This window comes from Roseovarius sp. THAF8 (assembly GCF_009363735.1).
In the GTDB taxonomy this organism is placed as follows: Bacteria; Pseudomonadota; Alphaproteobacteria; order Rhodobacterales; family Rhodobacteraceae; genus Roseovarius.
Window position 1 is genome coordinate 3,031,300 of sequence record NZ_CP045410.1, and the last position, 14,340, is coordinate 3,045,639.

13 protein-coding genes are annotated in these 14,340 nt (G+C 59.6%); 10 read left to right on the plus strand and 3 right to left on the minus strand.

Features of this window, described 5'->3' with window-relative positions; genetic code table 11:
* Positions 1–13: 13 nt before the first annotated feature.
* A complete protein-coding gene (locus FIU85_RS14835; protein WP_152493680.1) occupies positions 14–628 on the minus strand; it encodes a response regulator transcription factor in 615 nt (204 codons plus the stop codon).
* A gap of 285 nt (positions 629–913) precedes the next feature.
* Here FIU85_RS14835 and FIU85_RS14840 point away from each other — a divergent pair, with 285 nt between their 5' ends.
* The 3 genes from FIU85_RS14840 (at position 914) to FIU85_RS14850 (ending at position 5,422) form a co-directional block, all read left to right on the plus strand.
* Positions 914–2,299, plus strand: coding sequence for a WecB/TagA/CpsF family glycosyltransferase (locus FIU85_RS14840; RefSeq protein ID WP_152497452.1), 1,386 nt, complete (start codon positions 914–916; stop codon positions 2,297–2,299).
* Positions 2,300–2,414: 115 nt separating this feature from the next.
* The gene (locus FIU85_RS14845; protein WP_152493678.1) at positions 2,415–2,927 is read left to right on the plus strand and encodes a molybdopterin-dependent oxidoreductase; all 513 of its coding nucleotides are present in this window, start codon (positions 2,415–2,417) and stop codon (positions 2,925–2,927) included.
* A complete protein-coding gene (locus FIU85_RS14850) occupies positions 2,924–5,422 on the plus strand; it encodes a PAS domain-containing hybrid sensor histidine kinase/response regulator (RefSeq protein WP_254702916.1) in 2,499 nt (832 codons plus the stop codon). The genes FIU85_RS14845 and FIU85_RS14850 overlap by 4 nt, the downstream gene beginning before the upstream one ends.
* Positions 5,423–5,425: 3 nt before the next feature.
* Here FIU85_RS14850 and FIU85_RS14855 read toward each other — a convergent pair whose 3' ends face one another.
* Positions 5,426–6,640 carry a polysaccharide biosynthesis/export family protein gene (locus tag FIU85_RS14855; protein ID WP_152498274.1) on the minus strand — a complete coding sequence of 405 codons (1,215 nt, stop codon included), beginning with the start codon at positions 6,638–6,640 and terminating at the stop codon, positions 5,426–5,428.
* Between the two features lie 209 nt (positions 6,641–6,849).
* Here FIU85_RS14855 and FIU85_RS14860 point away from each other — a divergent pair, with 209 nt between their 5' ends.
* Genes FIU85_RS14860 through FIU85_RS14875 form a run of 4 tightly spaced genes read left to right on the plus strand, consistent with a single transcriptional unit; the run spans position 6,850 to position 11,063 of the window.
* Positions 6,850–8,064 carry an oligosaccharide flippase family protein gene (locus tag FIU85_RS14860; RefSeq protein ID WP_152497453.1) on the plus strand — a complete coding sequence of 405 codons (1,215 nt, stop codon included), beginning with the start codon at positions 6,850–6,852 and terminating at the stop codon, positions 8,062–8,064.
* The gene (locus FIU85_RS14865) at positions 8,061–8,984 is read left to right on the plus strand and encodes a glycosyltransferase family 2 protein (protein WP_152497454.1); all 924 of its coding nucleotides are present in this window, start codon (positions 8,061–8,063) and stop codon (positions 8,982–8,984) included. Before FIU85_RS14860 ends, FIU85_RS14865 begins: the two co-directional genes overlap by 4 nt.
* An 11-nt stretch (positions 8,985–8,995) precedes the next feature.
* Entirely contained in the window at positions 8,996–9,982 is a 987-nt protein-coding gene (locus FIU85_RS14870) for a glycosyltransferase family A protein (RefSeq protein ID WP_152497455.1), read from the plus strand.
* 31 nt (positions 9,983–10,013) lie between these two features.
* The gene (locus tag FIU85_RS14875) at positions 10,014–11,063 is read left to right on the plus strand and encodes a glycosyltransferase family 4 protein (protein ID WP_152497456.1); all 1,050 of its coding nucleotides are present in this window, start codon (positions 10,014–10,016) and stop codon (positions 11,061–11,063) included.
* A gap of 317 nt (positions 11,064–11,380) precedes the next feature.
* Here FIU85_RS14875 and FIU85_RS14880 read toward each other — a convergent pair whose 3' ends face one another.
* A complete protein-coding gene (locus FIU85_RS14880; protein ID WP_152495634.1) occupies positions 11,381–12,400 on the minus strand; it encodes an IS110 family transposase in 1,020 nt (339 codons plus the stop codon).
* A 169-nt stretch (positions 12,401–12,569) separates the two neighbouring features.
* Between FIU85_RS14880 and FIU85_RS14885 the strand changes: the two genes are divergently transcribed.
* The 3 genes from FIU85_RS14885 to FIU85_RS14895 all read left to right on the plus strand — a co-directional run bounded on the left by FIU85_RS14885 (position 12,570) and on the right by FIU85_RS14895 (position 14,303).
* Positions 12,570–13,349, plus strand: coding sequence for a hypothetical protein (locus FIU85_RS14885; protein ID WP_152497457.1), 780 nt, complete (start codon positions 12,570–12,572; stop codon positions 13,347–13,349).
* A 97-nt stretch (positions 13,350–13,446) separates the two neighbouring features.
* Entirely contained in the window at positions 13,447–13,665 is a 219-nt protein-coding gene (locus tag FIU85_RS14890) for an AlpA family transcriptional regulator (RefSeq protein ID WP_152497458.1), read from the plus strand.
* Positions 13,662–14,303 carry a helix-turn-helix domain-containing protein gene (locus FIU85_RS14895; RefSeq protein ID WP_152497459.1) on the plus strand — a complete coding sequence of 214 codons (642 nt, stop codon included), beginning with the start codon at positions 13,662–13,664 and terminating at the stop codon, positions 14,301–14,303. Before FIU85_RS14890 ends, FIU85_RS14895 begins: the two co-directional genes overlap by 4 nt.
* Positions 14,304–14,340 lie beyond the last annotated feature (37 nt).

Below are 14,340 nucleotides of genomic sequence, written 5' to 3' on the forward strand. Positions count from 1 at the left end.
GACAGGAGCCCTGTCAGAAAAGGCCTGCATCGCGGGCCACGATGGCCGCTTGCGTACGGTTATTGACCTCCAGCTTGCGGAAGAGGGTCTTCATGTGAAGCTTGATCGTCGGCTCGGTCAGATCGAGGTCACGCGCGATGGCCTTGTTCGACTTGCCTTCGGTCAGTCCTTTCAGGACTTCCTGCTCGCGCTTGGTCAGCTGCTCTGCCATGGCGTGCGGTTCGTCCTCTTCCTGAGCTTTCATGAAATCGATAGGGGCGTATTGCTCACCCATGGCCATGAACTTGACCGCATTCACGAGAGACTTGGCCGGCAAGGTCTTGGGCACGAAACCGGCGGCTCCCAGGCCGAGTGCTTCTCCCGCGATTTCGCGGGTGGCCTGTCCGGAGATCAGCGCGACCCGTTGACCGCCTTCCAGTCCTATCGCCTCCGACAGGCTTTCAAGCCCTTTCATGCCCGGCATCTTGTAGTCGAGCAGAACAAGATCGTAATGCGCATCCTCGCGAATACGCCGTTTCGCCTCTTCGAAGTTCGACGCGCTTCCCAGTTCCATATCATTGTCCGCGCTGAGAAACGCGATGAGCGTATCACGCAGCAGATCATGGTCGTCGGCAATCAGAACTCTCATTTCGAACTGGTCCTCGGTGAATCGGTTAATGCAATCTAAACGCGACTTAAGACAAGATTACGGCATTGAGTAGATTAATTAACGGGGAAACCGGCTACCTGATGTATCCATCCGGGTAGCATCGGCCCCGCATGCAGCGCGTCGCACAGCCTTTCGAGCGTTAGATACGCGTCCGGATGCGCGATGTATCGAATGCGTTCCCCGGTTATACGGCCGGGAAATTGCGGTGCGACAGGTGGCGAGGGCATGAACCGGGAAAGCTCAATTTCATCCCGGAGACCCGACATGACCCGACACCACCCTTTCGCAACGTTCGAAACCGCTGCAACGCCTGTTTCGCCGTCGCTCGCCCGCAGAACCATCCTTGGCTTGCCGCTCGTCGATGCGACGACTGAACAGACCGTGGAGCACGTTCTTTCAGGTTCTGTGCGGAGCGTATTCTTTCTGAACGCGCATTGCGCGAATGTCCGAGCAGGCGACCGCGGCTATGCCGCCGCGCTTGGCCGGGCCGACCTGATCCTACCGGACGGCATTGGGGTCGAGCTGGCCGCCCGCATGAGCGGTGCGGGTTTGACCCAGAACCTTAACGGTACGGATTTCACGCCGGCGCTTCTGGCCGAGGCAGCACGGAGGGGGCTATCCGTGTTCCTGTTCGGAGCGACCCCCGGCACGGCAGACAAAGCGGCAAAGAAACTTGTGACGACCATTCCCGGTTTACGCGTCGCCGGTGCGCTCGATGGCTATGATGGCGCCGCCGACGAAGACGCCGCCGTGGCTCGGATCAATGCCTCCGGCGCCGATATACTTCTTGTCGCAATGGGCGTACCTCGGCAGGAAATCTGGATAGACAGGCATCTGCCGGGCCTGTCTCCGCGCGTGGTCCTTGGCGTAGGGGCCTTGTTCGACTTTCTGGCCGGGAATGTCACCCGGGCCCCAAGACTGGTCCGGGCTGCACGGATGGAATGGATCTGGCGTCTCGCGCAAGAACCGCGGCGCCTAGCCAAGCGATATCTGCTCGGCAACGCCGCATTTCTGGGTCGCGCTGCCGTCCATGCAGTGCGGATGGCCGGCCCGGAAGCGATTGGCAAGCGATGCTTCGACATGGTCACGAGTGGTTTGGCTCTACTGGTTCTTTCGCCCGTAATGCTCTGTGTCGCGGCTCTTATCAGGCTCGAAAGCAAGGGGCCCGCCCTTTTCAAGCAGATGCGCGTCGGTCGCGACGGGGCTCCTTTCACGATCTACAAGTTCCGCACAATGCATACGGATGCCGAGGAACGACTGGCCGCAATACGGTCGCAGTCCGATCGCGAGGGTATCTGCTTCAAGTCGCGCCACGATCCGCGTGTGACCCGAGTTGGTCGATTCCTGCGTCGCTATTCGGTCGATGAACTGCCGCAGATCCTGAATGTCTTTCTGGGTCACATGTCAGTTGTCGGGCCACGCCCGGCACTTCCGCGCGAGGTTGCAGCTTACCCGGCTGCGGCGCTGGAGCGGCTGAAGGTCCGGCCCGGCATCACCGGCCTGTGGCAAGTCTCTGGTCGCGCCGATATCGGGTTCGACAAGATGATCGACATGGATGTTGCCTACGTCCGATCGAATAGCATGATCCTCGACCTGATGCTGCTTTCCCTGACGGTGCGGGCGGTCCTGTCCGGGCGGGGCGCTTATTAAACTATCCGGTCGGACGGCGAACTATCCGAACGGATACAAGGCTGATCCTTATGACCAGCATACAACATCACGCAGAAATGCGAGAAACTGATTAACCAAGATACAGGAGCATCAAATGAACTTCTTGCGCGTCGTCCCGGCCGTTGTCGTTGCAGTCAGCCTGTGGGCGCTGCCGGCACAAGCCGAAAGCCTGCCATTGCCCGAGGGTCGCGTCCTGCTGACTGTTTCCGGCGATATCGAAATGACCAATGATGGCGAAGCCGCGACTTTAGACTTGGAAATGCTGCGCGCACTCGGCGAGAGCGAAATCAAAACCGATACCATCTGGACCCCCGGAGACCATGTTTTTACAGGCGTACGGCTCAAGACTCTGCTCGATCACCTCGGCGCCGACGGCAGCACGATCGAGGCGACCGCGATCAACGATTACAGCGTGTCGATCCCGGTGTCCGACGCGACCGAGGGCGGCCCGATCGTTGCCTATGCGATGGACGGCAAGGAATTGTCGCGCCGTGACAAGGGACCGCTCTGGGTGATCTATCCCTTCTCGTCTTCCAGTGACTACCGGACCGAAGTCATCTACTCTCGCAGTATTTGGCAACTCGATCGGATCACCATAAAGGAATGATTGAAGCCACATCGCAACAGCGATCACGCGACACTGCGCTATGGCGCCGGGGCCAGCTTTTGCTGGTCCTGGTTGGTTTGTTGTGCGTGCTGTCCATCACGTTCCTGATTTCCGAGATCATCCGCGATCTGCGCTTTCTGAACTCCGCTCGGTCCGACAACGTCCACTGGGTGCTGTCACAGGCGGAGGTTGAGTTCCTTGATTTTCGAAACGCTGTACAGACCGCGCAGTCAAGCACAGATCCAGACGCATTGGAGGAGTTGATTGTCGAGTTTGACGTATTCTACAGCCGAATAGATACTCTGCACTCCGGTGCGCTCTATACGGAGTTGCGACAGATTGAGGCTTTTGGGCAATCGATCGCGACGATCCGAAACAGGCTTGATGCCGTGATCCCGATCATCGACGGACCTCGCGATGAATTGCGCGCCGCGCTCCCCGCCTTGAGCGAGGCCGCCGATGAAATGAGGTCGCTGTTGCGCGCGGCCGCAACCACGGGGCTTCAGTTTTTTGTGGAACGGTCGGACCAAAGCCGTGAAAACTTCTCTTCCACCCTGTTGCGCCTGGCCCTTATCGCTGCGGCGCTCGTACTGGCGTTGATCGTATTGCTGGGTCATACCCGGCGGGTGGGCAAGCAAACGGAAACCCGGGGGCATGAACTGGCCGATGCCTACTCCCGACTCAATACCATCCTCGAAACCTCCTTGGATGCGGTCATTGTCGCGGATCTGGACGGGCGGATTCTGAATTTCAACAAGGCCGCGGAACGCACTTTTCAGTATCCAACAGATGAAGTTCTCGGAAAGAACATCGCGGAAATTGTCGTGCCGGACCACCACCGTGCAGCCCATGACGCCGGAATGCAACGCATGCGCGTCTCGGGTGAGCAGCGCGTGGTTGGCCAAGGCCGGGTTCGGCTTGAAGCCAAGCGGCGCGATGGTGAGATATTCCCCGTCGAGCTGGCATTGGAGATGGCGGAATCAGGCGAGGACGAGATGATCGTCGCATTTCTCCGTGATATTTCTCACCGTGTTGCAGCTGAAACCGAACTGGTCGAGGCCCGTGACAAGGCACTTGCAGGAGAGAAGGCCAAAGCCGACTTCCTGGCCATGATGACACATGAAATCAGAACGCCGCTGAATGGGCTTCTTGGCAACCTCGCTCTTCTCGAGAAGACACCGCTCTCGGTGACACAGGACCGATACGTGCGCAACATGGACATATCGGGGGGCGTGTTGATGCATCATGTCGATGCCGTCCTCGATGTCGCGCGTTTCGAAGCCGGCGCCGCCGAGCCGCGCGAGGAGGTCGTGCATATCGGGCGTCTCATACAGGATATCGTGGACTCGCAGGCCAGTGCGGCCGAGGCAAACGGCAACCATATTCAATGGGGTTGGATCGGAGATCCGGCGACATGGGTGCGCATTGACGCTTCGCGTCTGCAACAGGTGCTGCTGAATCTCGTCGGCAACGCCATCAAGTTCACGCGCGACGGACGTATCGTAGTCGAAGCGGAATGCAGCGAAAGCGGATTGGATTTGCGTGTGATCGACACGGGTGTTGGTATTCCCGAAGCTGACCAAGAGCGGATATTCGGCGACTTTCAGACAATCGACAACACCGGCGAAGGCGCGTCCGCAGGGACCGGCCTGGGCCTTGGCATTGCCCGCCGGTTTGTCGAGGCGATGGACGGAGAGATCGGGGTCGAAAGCACAGAAGACGAGGGCAGTGTATTCTGGCTGCGCTTGCCATTGACCTGCGTTGATGGTCCCGAAGAAGAAGATGATCCGCAACCCTCGGATCCCGAAGCTCAAGGTCACAATATACTGTTGGTCGAGGATAACGAGATAAACCTCGAACTGGCAGGGGAAACGCTGTTTGGCCTCGGTCACCGGGTGACCGAGGCACGCAACGGCCAGGAGGCCGTAGAAGCCGCTGAAAAGGGGCGTTTCGATCTCATCTTGATGGACATACGGATGCCCGTGCTTGACGGGCTGGGTGCAACACGCGCCATCCGCGCTGGCAACGGTCCTAACCAAGATGTGCCGATCGTGGCGTTCTCGGCCAACGTTTTGCCAGAGGCCAAGGACCGTTTTATCGCGGCTGGTATGTCTGGCTTTCTTCCAAAGCCGCTTGTCGAGGAAGAACTCGTGCGCGTTATTAACCAATTCACGTCCGGCGAGCAATCGGCAGTCGAAGCATCGGTCGCACCGCAAGAGGAACAGAATACCTTGGATCGCCTGACCGCCCGCTATGTGTCACAGACGAACGCGCTGTTCGACTGGCTTGAAACCCGACCGGACGACATGTCCGAGATTGCCGCAGAAGCGCACAAGGTGGCCGGCAGCGCCGCTGCATTCGGTCAACCGGACCTGCGAGACGCGCTTGTCGCTGTTGAAATGGCGGCAGAAAGCGGGGATCGCGACCGTATGGAGCGGGCAATCGAAACAGCCAGGCAGACACGAGCGCACCTGCCCGACCCTTCGCTTTCCTGACCATCAGTCGACGATTGCGCCTGTGGCCACAACCGCACCGACGATCTTTGCAACCTCGGTAAAATTCGTGACACTGCTGTCGTAGCAGGCGATCGCGTCACCCGGCAGCAGGTAGGGGTCGTAATCGTCCCGATCCGCGCGGCGCAGCATGTCCTCGATCTTGCGCTCGATCACCGTCGAGACGCCCGTGATTGGGTCGCGCGTGAACAGGACGGCCGAACGCTTGGCGCTGGTTGCCCGCGCGCCACCGACACAGTTGGTATTGACCACTGCCTGCATGAACCGCGTCCCGTAGGGAACTTCGCGCACCTCTCGGCCCACGGCCGATGGCGCATTGCCGGTCGCCGGCTGGGTCAGGTTCGACAGGAACAGGGATATGCCGGGCGGGCTGATCGGGCTGGGACGCATCAGGTCGTCCTGGAAACACTGGCGCGAAGGCACCCTGATCTCGTCGCCGGTCAGCAGCATAACATCGACTGCGTTGCGGCCTTCGAAGACGCCGCGCATGTCGAGGACATGCCGGGTTCCGTTACGGCGCAGTTCCACGGCGGACAGGTCGGCATCCGGGCGAACGCCGCCAACCGCGCGCAGCGCTGCCGAAAGATTTCGCGCCTCGGTGGACGCGCCGAGTGCTGCCTGCCGCGCCCGGTCGATGTCGTCGGCGACACGATTGCCGATCTCTACCGCGTGCGGCTCAAAAACCGCTCCGGAAACCGCCACGTTGACGCTTGCGAAATCGGAGACACGCGCAGAGATGCGCGGTGCCTCGTCGTAGAAACCCTCCCGCACGAGAAGGCGTGCGATCTGCGCTTCAATGTCTACGGTGGTACGCCCTTGCGCGCGTACCGGTGGGAGGAAGGGGAGTTTCAGGTCACCGTCGCGCGACACCACGTAATCACCGTTGAAGGTCTCATCGTCGGAAATTCTGATATCGACCAGGTCATTCCGCGACAGGCGTTCACCGCGCAATCCGGCGGCGGCGACGCTTCCGCCCTTGCCGCCCGCGCCCTGAGCCTGTCTGCATTTGCGAGCGTTCATCTGCTCTGAATGCAGAATGGGCTGATCCTCGGACCTGCGGGGTAGCTCGCGGTACTGGGCCTGATACGCGCCGCCGCTATTGACGGGCGCGAGGTTCTCGGGCGCGGGGGCATCGCCACAAGCGGCGGTGAGGGCGAGGCTCAGGCAAGAGCCGAGCAGGCGTGTGCGAAAAGCAGTCATGATTCTTCCTAAGTACAACTTAGCGTTTTCTAATGCAGGGTTTTGTTCGCTCCACGCATTCAATCGGGTGGAAGTGTGACCCGAAAGGATAGATGACCACTCGATAGCGGCATCTTGCTCTCCCGCCGCGCCAGCGACGGGCGTGTCATTGGCGGGTAGGAATAGCCAACCTTAATGAAAGCCAAGCGACCGTGCCCAGACCTTCCTCCATGTTCAGTCACCTGATTGCCTACGGTGCCTCCGAGATCGCGACCAAGCTGTCGCGCCTCGGTGTCGTCATTGCCGTGGCCCGCACGCTCGACGTGGCAGAGATAGGCGTGGCCGCCGCCGCGCTGGCGATCGGGGACCTGTTGAAGTCGCTGACCCAGAACGGCATCGGGCAGCGCATCATCGCCGCCCCGGCATCCGAGCTTGTACCAACCTGCAACCGGGCGCGTGACCTCTTTTGGGTCTGGTGCCTTGGTCTTTTCGCAATCCAATGCGTCATCGCCGGTGGCGTATGGGCGCTGACCGGCAACATTGCAATGGCCACACTGATCCTTGTCCTGGCTGGCGAGTACCTGTTCATGCCCGGCGGGCTGGTCCAGGCGGGGCTGGCCATGAGGGCAGGCAAGCTCAAGCAGACTGCCGCCATCGCCGGTGGGCAGACCGTGCTGGCGAACCTGATCTCGGTGGCTCTTGCAATGGTGTGGCCGTCGGCCTTGGCGCTTGTCTTGCCACGGTTTCTGACCGCGCCCTTCTGGCTCGTGGCGATGCGCCGCCTGCACCCGTGGCACAGTACTCCAGAGCAAGGCAAGGCTGCGACCCGCCCGTTCATTCGGTTCGGCTGGCCGATCCTGAGCACCGAGATGATCATGACCGCACGGTTGCATGCCGACAAGCTGATCGTCGGCGCGCTGCTCGGCCCGGAAGTTCTCGGCCTCTACTTCATGGCCTTCAACGCCGGCCTCAGCCTTGCCTCGTCTTTTTCGGCCGCATTCGCTGCGGTGCTGTTCCCGCATCTCTGTTCGAACGCCGACCGTTCCGCGGCCATGCGCCAGGGGTTCGGCCTGTCCATCTGCATCGTGGCACCCGCAGTCATCCTGCAGGCCCTACTCGCCGAGTGGTATGTGCCGCTGCTGCTTGGCGACGGCTGGAACGCCTTGGCGAAACCGGTATCTATCCTTTGCCTTGTCGCCATCCCCACAATGCTCTGGACGGCGACCGCCGGCTGGCACCGGGCCGAGAACCGCCCGATGCTGGAACTCAAAGGTACAGTGCTGCTGACGGCGGCGGTCATGCTGAACGTCGTGATCGCTGCTCCTTTCGGCCTCGACGCCATCGCATGGGGCTACTTGGTGACGGCCAGCATCATCATGCTGCTGCTCTCGCGTCCGGCCCTGAAACTCGCCTTTACTCCGATCCCCGAGAGCGCCCTATCATGACCCGCATTTCCATCGTCATTCCTGTTTTCAATGCCGCCCACACGCTCCCTGCCACCATCGCAGCCTTGCAGGACCAGAGCTTCACCGATTGGGAGGCGATACTTGTGGAGGACGGATCGGCCGACAGCAGCTGGAGCGTCGCCAAATCCTTGGTGCAAGGCGACCCTCGCCTGAAGTTGGTGCGCAATCCGCGCAAAGGCCCCAGTGCCGCTCGCAACCATGGTGCGATCGTGCAATCCACCGGCGATATCATAGCCTTTTGCGACGCCGATGACATCTGGAAGCGTCACAAGCTGCGTGATGTTGCGCAACATCTCGGCAGGGGTCAGGTTCAGGCCGTTTTCGGGCGGGTTGGTTTTTTCAACGAAGACCCCGGTCACGTTCGCACCCGCTCGCACGTGCCGGCAGGCGACGTGACCGTCCCATCGTTGCTCGGCGAGAACCCGGTCTGCACGCTGTCCAACCTGTCTTTGCGCCGCGACACGTTCGAAATCCTCGGCGGTTTCCGCGAAGACCTCGTTCACAACGAAGATCTGGAGTTCCTGGTCCATCTCGTGGGATCCGGCCGCCGCCTTTTGGGGCTCGATGCGGATCATGTGCTCTACCGGCTCAGCCCGCGTGGCCTGTCTGCGGATATCGACAGAATGCGTGCCGGACGGTGTTCTGCCCTCGAAACCGCGGCCCGGTTCGGCTTTCGCGCCGATCCGCGGGCGGAGGCCGTGCACCTGCGCTACCTCGCGCGCCGGGCCCTTCGCGTCGGTGCTCCCGCCGCCACCGTGCAGCGTCTTGTCCTTGAAGGATGCTACCAGCATGCCGCCGCCTTTCTTCTACCGGCCCGCCGCGGTGGGCTGATCGCGCTCGCCGCGCTGCTGCTGCCGTGTCTGCCCGAACCCACCCGCCAATATCTTTTTGCCAATTGAGGATCTGTCCCATGCCCTACGCTACGATCATCGTTCCCGCCTACAATGCCTCCGCCACACTTCCTGCGACGCTTGCCTCGCTCAGCGCACAGACATTCCGTGATTTCGAGGTCGTCATCATCGATGACGGATCGATCGACGACACGGCCCTGATCGCCAGTATCCACGCCGCCTCGGACAGCCGATTCCGGGTTCTTCATCAGTTCAACCGTGGCCTTGCAGGCGCACGCAACAGCGGCATTGCAGAGGCGCAGGGTGAAGTCATCGGGTTTTGCGACGCCGATGACCTTTGGATGCCCGAAAAGCTTGCCACTCATGTAGATCACCTGCTTGGAAAGCCTGACGTGGGTATCAGCTATTCCGGCTCGGCGATGATCGATGAGGCAGGCCAACGCATAGGGCATGCGCAGCGCCCCCGCCTTTACGGCGTGACGCCAGCCCATGTCTTCAAACGCAACCCCATCGGAAACGGATCCGCCCCGGTCATTCGTCGCGAGGCGCTTTCAGAGATTGCCTGGCGACCCGCTTCTGAGATGAAACGCGACTGGATCTTCGACGAAACATTCCGTCAGTCCGAGGATATCGAGTGCTGGATGCGCTTTTGCCTTTGTACCGATTGGATCATTGCGGGCGTTCCCGGCCTGTTGACGGAATACCGTGTCAATTCCACCGGGCTCTCGGCCAATGTGGACGCCCAACTCGCATCATGGGAGCGCATGGTGAGCAAGCTGCGCCCAACGGCATCGGAGTTTTTCGCCAGATACGAGGCCGCGGCCCGAGCTTATCAACTGCGCTATCTTGCCCGTCGCGCGGTCAGCAGCGGGGACGGAGAAACCGCCTGTGCTCTGCTCGCCAGCGCATACCATGAGTCCGCCCGCCCGATCATCGAAGAGCCGCTGCGCAGCGTGTCGACCCTGCTGGCAGCCCACGCCACGGCGCGCTTCGGCGACCTGCCGATGACGCTTGCCCGTTCCGTATTGCGCGTCGCCCGCGCGTGACCTCGAAAGAAAAAGAAAGAGAGAGAGATCCATGACCAACCTTCCCCACGTCCTGCACCTTGTCGATGATGCCACCCCGGGCGGCGTGAACCGTGTTCTTCAGCATATCCGGACCTGTCCCATGATGGCCCGATCTGCCCGCCACAGCTTGCGCGTCGTATCGCGCAAGGGCGCTTTGCCGATTTGCGATGCGGATATGATCGTCTCGCACCTCAGCCTGAGCTGGCGCAGACTTCCAGCACTTGTCGCGTTCCGCGCCCGTCATGCCAGCAAACCGCTCGTACATGTGGAACACAGCTACACAGAGGCTTTCACCGCTTTGAACGTTCCCTCCAAACTGAGGTTCTTCACGATGTTGCGGACATCTCTGGCTCTGTTCGACAGTGTCGTCGCTGTCAGCCATGCGCAGGCAGAATGGATGAAGCGCCGCCGCCTCGTTTCACCTGACGCGCTTCGCATCATCACACCGGTGGTCGATCTGCAAGACTTTCGCTCGATCGAAGCTGCAACACGCAAGCCGCAAGTGATCGGCGCAATCGGTCGGCTGCATCGCCAGAAGGGACTCGACATTCTGATCCGTGCCTTCCAAAGATTGCCGAACAAGGATGTTTCGCTGCACATTCACGGCACCGGCCCGGAAAAAACGGAACTGCGCGCACTGGCTGCCGGTGACCCGCGCATCCGGTTCTTCGGCCACTCTGATAGTCCGGACCGCGTAATGCAGTCGGTCGATTTCGTCGCCATCCCGTCGCGCTGGGAAGCCTTCGGATTGGTGGCATTGGAAGCACGCGCTGCCGGACGTCCTATCATCTGCTCGGATATCGATGGCCTGAAAACGAGCGCAGGTGCCGAAGCCACATTCGTCGCTGGTCACAGTGAAATCGCTTGGGAGAAGGCGCTTGCTGCAGCGTTTGAGGCCAATCCGGCAACCCGGAGCGCCGAGCGGGCCTGCGATTGCGAAAGCGCTTTCGCGTCAGCTTGGTCACGACTGATCGACCACCATATCGGTTTCCATGCAACAAAATCATCGGCCGAAAGCCTCACCCGAGGAGCGAGTGTGCAGTTGGATAATGCGATTTAGCATGACAGAAGATTCCGATAAGCGCTCGCTGCGGTGCGGAATTCTTGATCCGTTGAATGTCGTCTGTGGATGGCTCCTGCATTGCAAGAGTTTTCTTGTGGCTTTTGCGGTCTTGTTCGTCAGTACTGTCGTCTGTCCGGCCTGTTTGCGTGGCGGCGTTGTCGCCACTGGCCCTGATGAATTCCGCGAGCGAGGTTCCAATCGGCTTATCGACCTCAAAATATGGCCGCTGACATTCCCGGAGTGTCCTTGCTCTTGGTTGACTTAAGTCCGCATCATCACTTCAACGTCTTGCATCGCGTAAGCAGTCGCCGCGCTCAGAACGCGGGCTGCCGATATTCCTGTTTCTTCGTGAGCATCGCCCAGATGATCCTGGCTGCCTTGTTCGCCATCGCGGTTGTGGCCAGCCGGAACGGCTTGTCCGCGATAGTCTTGGCGGTCCATAGGTCGACTTTCTCGGGTGAGCGCTTCGCCATGACGGCGCGCGATGTCATGCTGACGACCAGCAGCTTTCGAATGTAGCGATCGCCTTTCTTAGTGATCTTGCCGAGACGCTCCTTACCCCCACTCGATTTGTTGAGCGGGGTTAAGCCCAACCACGCCGCCAGGTCACGTCCTGTTCGGAACTGATGCGCGTCACCGATCGTGGCGACAATCGCCGAGGCGGTGATCGGCCCGATCCCAGGCATGCGCATCAACCTACGCGCATCCGCATTGAGTAGCGCGTGTTGTTCGATCATCTTGGAATAGCCGTCAATGCGCTCGTTCAGGCCGATGAACTGATAACACTGGATGCCGAGCATGCTGTTGGCGATCTCCGGCATGTCCGGGTGATCACCGTTAAGGTGGCGCTTTGCAAAGGCCGTTACCGCTTCGATCCCGATGGGCAAGATATGCCCAAACTCGCGCAGAAGGCTACGGATCATATTGGCCATCTGGGTGCGTTGCCGAACAGCCAGGTCTCGCGTTCGATGAATAGAGAGAATGGCTTGCTGTTCCTCCGTTTTGATCTCGACAAAGCGCATGGTCGGGCGCCGAACTGCTTCGCAGATCGCTTCCGCATCAACAGCGTCGTTCTTCCCGCGCTTCACATACGGTTTGACGTAGCCAGCGGGCATGAGCTTCACATCATGGCCAAGCTTACGCAGCTGCCGGCCCCAGTGATGCGAAGAACCACACGCTTCCATGCCGACCGTGCAAGCCGCCAGCGTCTCGAAGAACGACAACAGCTTGGCGCGCTTGATTGCCTTGTTGAAGATAACCCGGCCATTCTCTGAAATGCCGTGCACTTGAAATACGTCCTTGGCCAAATCGAGGCCCACAGTCTTTACTGTCATTGGGTGGCTCCTTTGCTCGCAGTCTATGACAACTGCACTTTGGCACGTTCGATGCCGGTGGAGCAGGAGCCATCCACCTCATCCGCTTTGGGCCGTGTACGGACGTTCTACTTGACCCCGCCGAGTGCATGAAAAGGCTCTTGCCTCACTGGACCGAGTTGGTCCGCCAATGACTTCTGAAGCACTGGAACGTTTTTCTCCCGAGCTGCTGCCATCGGGTGTTCGGCAGACGATTCTTGAAGGTGAGCATATCTCGTGGACGCGCAGCTCCTCCAAGGGTGAGGTCGCTTTCAGGAAGGCGCTCTTGGGTCCGGAGGGACCTGTTCCAGGCCTTTCTCGACAGATCAGCGATGCGTTGGGCGACCGTCTAGCTCGGAAGAAGCTGGTTAGCTTGGATCATGAGCCTTCCGCAGAGGAAGTGGAAACTCTTGGCCTGATCGAGTTGCCCGATCGAGAAGACGCACAATGGCTTGGCCATTGGCAATGTTATGAAATCGGGCCCGAGTGGTTAGCGTTTCGGCAGGCTTGCCTTGCCTTGTCGGCAGAGCTCGACCGCGCGCTCCTGCTTGCTTTGCGCGAGGGACGCATGCTTATCGTTGAAGAGCTTTTCCCCGGTGCGCGGCTTTTGCATCCTGATCGCTGGAAGGAGGAAGAATACGATCCAGTCAATTACATAAACTATTGGGTTGTGCTGACCCGTGACCTGCCTACCGAATGGTTCCGGTCAAGACCGAGAAAGCTTGGACGCCCAGCAGGACGTGGCGGATACACGGCAAAAGATAAACCCTTTGTGGACCAGATACTCGAAGAGTTGGACCGGAATAGCGATGCGACTGTTCATGGTGCTGTCGTGGATATCTTGGACCGGTTTGGCGATGAAATTCCCGGTGCATCTTACGATGCGAAAAAGCGCCGATTGATGAGTAGAATCCAAGAAGCTCGTGAGTAGCGCGCATTTCGCTCAATAAATCTCAAATACAATCAAATGCGGACAGCATGTGAGCCTGTGTATCTCGGGGTAACAGCAAGTTACCCGGAGCTATGGGATGTCACAAAAAGAGCAGTCTGACCTGAAACTGCTGACCCGCTCAGAGGTCGAGCAGGAATACGGCATCGGAAAACGGTATCTCGAGGTTGCGGCGACACGGCGGGAAGGCCCGGCATTTATCAAGATTGGGCGATCGGTCCGCTACAGGCGGGAAGACCTGGAAAGCTGGATCCTCGAGCAGCGGGTCGAGACTGCTGCAGATCGTTCCGTGCAATGAATAAGAAATCTTCATATCACAAGCTCCTGAAAATCAACGAGGCAGCCCGCGACGAACGTCTGACTGCGCACGACAACCTCGTGTTCGGGCGACTTGTCTGGCGCGTCAATCTAACGACAGGCAAGTGCTTTCCGTCCATTGGATTGATCGCCGAAGAGCTTTCGATGACCGATCGCGGCGTGAGCAAGTGCATCGCCCGCCTTGAGAAGAATGGCCACTTAAAAAGGATTATTCATCGAGGGCGTGAGAAAGCCAATGACTATCTGATCCCGGGTCTAAATACGGAACGTGTGTTCCATAAAACCGGAACGGAGGTTCCGAAAAACAGGAACAAGGGTTCCGCCCAAATAGAAAAAGAAACAGAAAAAGAAATAGAGGCCAGCGAGGAGCAGGTGCCGATTGAGGGTGTTGCTCGAACGTCCGCATGCTGTGAGAGAAAAAGCGTGGAAGAAGGGCAGTTCCAGAACAAACTTGCCGACGCGTTCGGAGGGGGCGAGCAGGGCTGGGTCGCGGTGATGCAATTGCCTAGGGATACGTTGGAAGACTTGGAGGCCCGGTGCCTGAACGGAAAGATGAGTGTCGAAGAAGCGGTTGCCGTCGCGAGCAGCGAACTCGGTGTGGAAGTCGCGAAGCTCTGAACCAATCGATGCCATATTTTCTTCGCGTGATCGGGGG

Bases quoted from the DNA above. Each gene is read 5' to 3' on its own strand.
- FIU85_RS14835 (WP_152493680.1), bottom strand. From the start codon at position 628: ATGAGAGTTCTGATTGCCGACGACCATGATCTGCTGCGTGATACGCTC.
- FIU85_RS14840 (WP_152497452.1), top strand. From the start codon at position 914: ATGACCCGACACCACCCTTTCGCAACGTTCGAAACCGCTGCAACGCCT.
- FIU85_RS14845 (WP_152493678.1), top strand. From the start codon at position 2,415: ATGAACTTCTTGCGCGTCGTCCCGGCCGTTGTCGTTGCAGTCAGCCTG.
- FIU85_RS14850 (WP_254702916.1), top strand. From the start codon at position 2,924: ATGATTGAAGCCACATCGCAACAGCGATCACGCGACACTGCGCTATGG.
- FIU85_RS14855 (WP_152498274.1), bottom strand. From the start codon at position 6,640: ATGACTGCTTTTCGCACACGCCTGCTCGGCTCTTGCCTGAGCCTCGCC.
- FIU85_RS14860 (WP_152497453.1), top strand. From the start codon at position 6,850: ATGTTCAGTCACCTGATTGCCTACGGTGCCTCCGAGATCGCGACCAAG.
- FIU85_RS14865 (WP_152497454.1), top strand. From the start codon at position 8,061: ATGACCCGCATTTCCATCGTCATTCCTGTTTTCAATGCCGCCCACACG.
- FIU85_RS14870 (WP_152497455.1), top strand. From the start codon at position 8,996: ATGCCCTACGCTACGATCATCGTTCCCGCCTACAATGCCTCCGCCACA.
- FIU85_RS14875 (WP_152497456.1), top strand. From the start codon at position 10,014: ATGACCAACCTTCCCCACGTCCTGCACCTTGTCGATGATGCCACCCCG.
- FIU85_RS14880 (WP_152495634.1), bottom strand. From the start codon at position 12,400: ATGACAGTAAAGACTGTGGGCCTCGATTTGGCCAAGGACGTATTTCAA.
- FIU85_RS14885 (WP_152497457.1), top strand. From the start codon at position 12,570: ATGACTTCTGAAGCACTGGAACGTTTTTCTCCCGAGCTGCTGCCATCG.
- FIU85_RS14890 (WP_152497458.1), top strand. From the start codon at position 13,447: ATGTCACAAAAAGAGCAGTCTGACCTGAAACTGCTGACCCGCTCAGAG.
- FIU85_RS14895 (WP_152497459.1), top strand. From the start codon at position 13,662: ATGAATAAGAAATCTTCATATCACAAGCTCCTGAAAATCAACGAGGCA.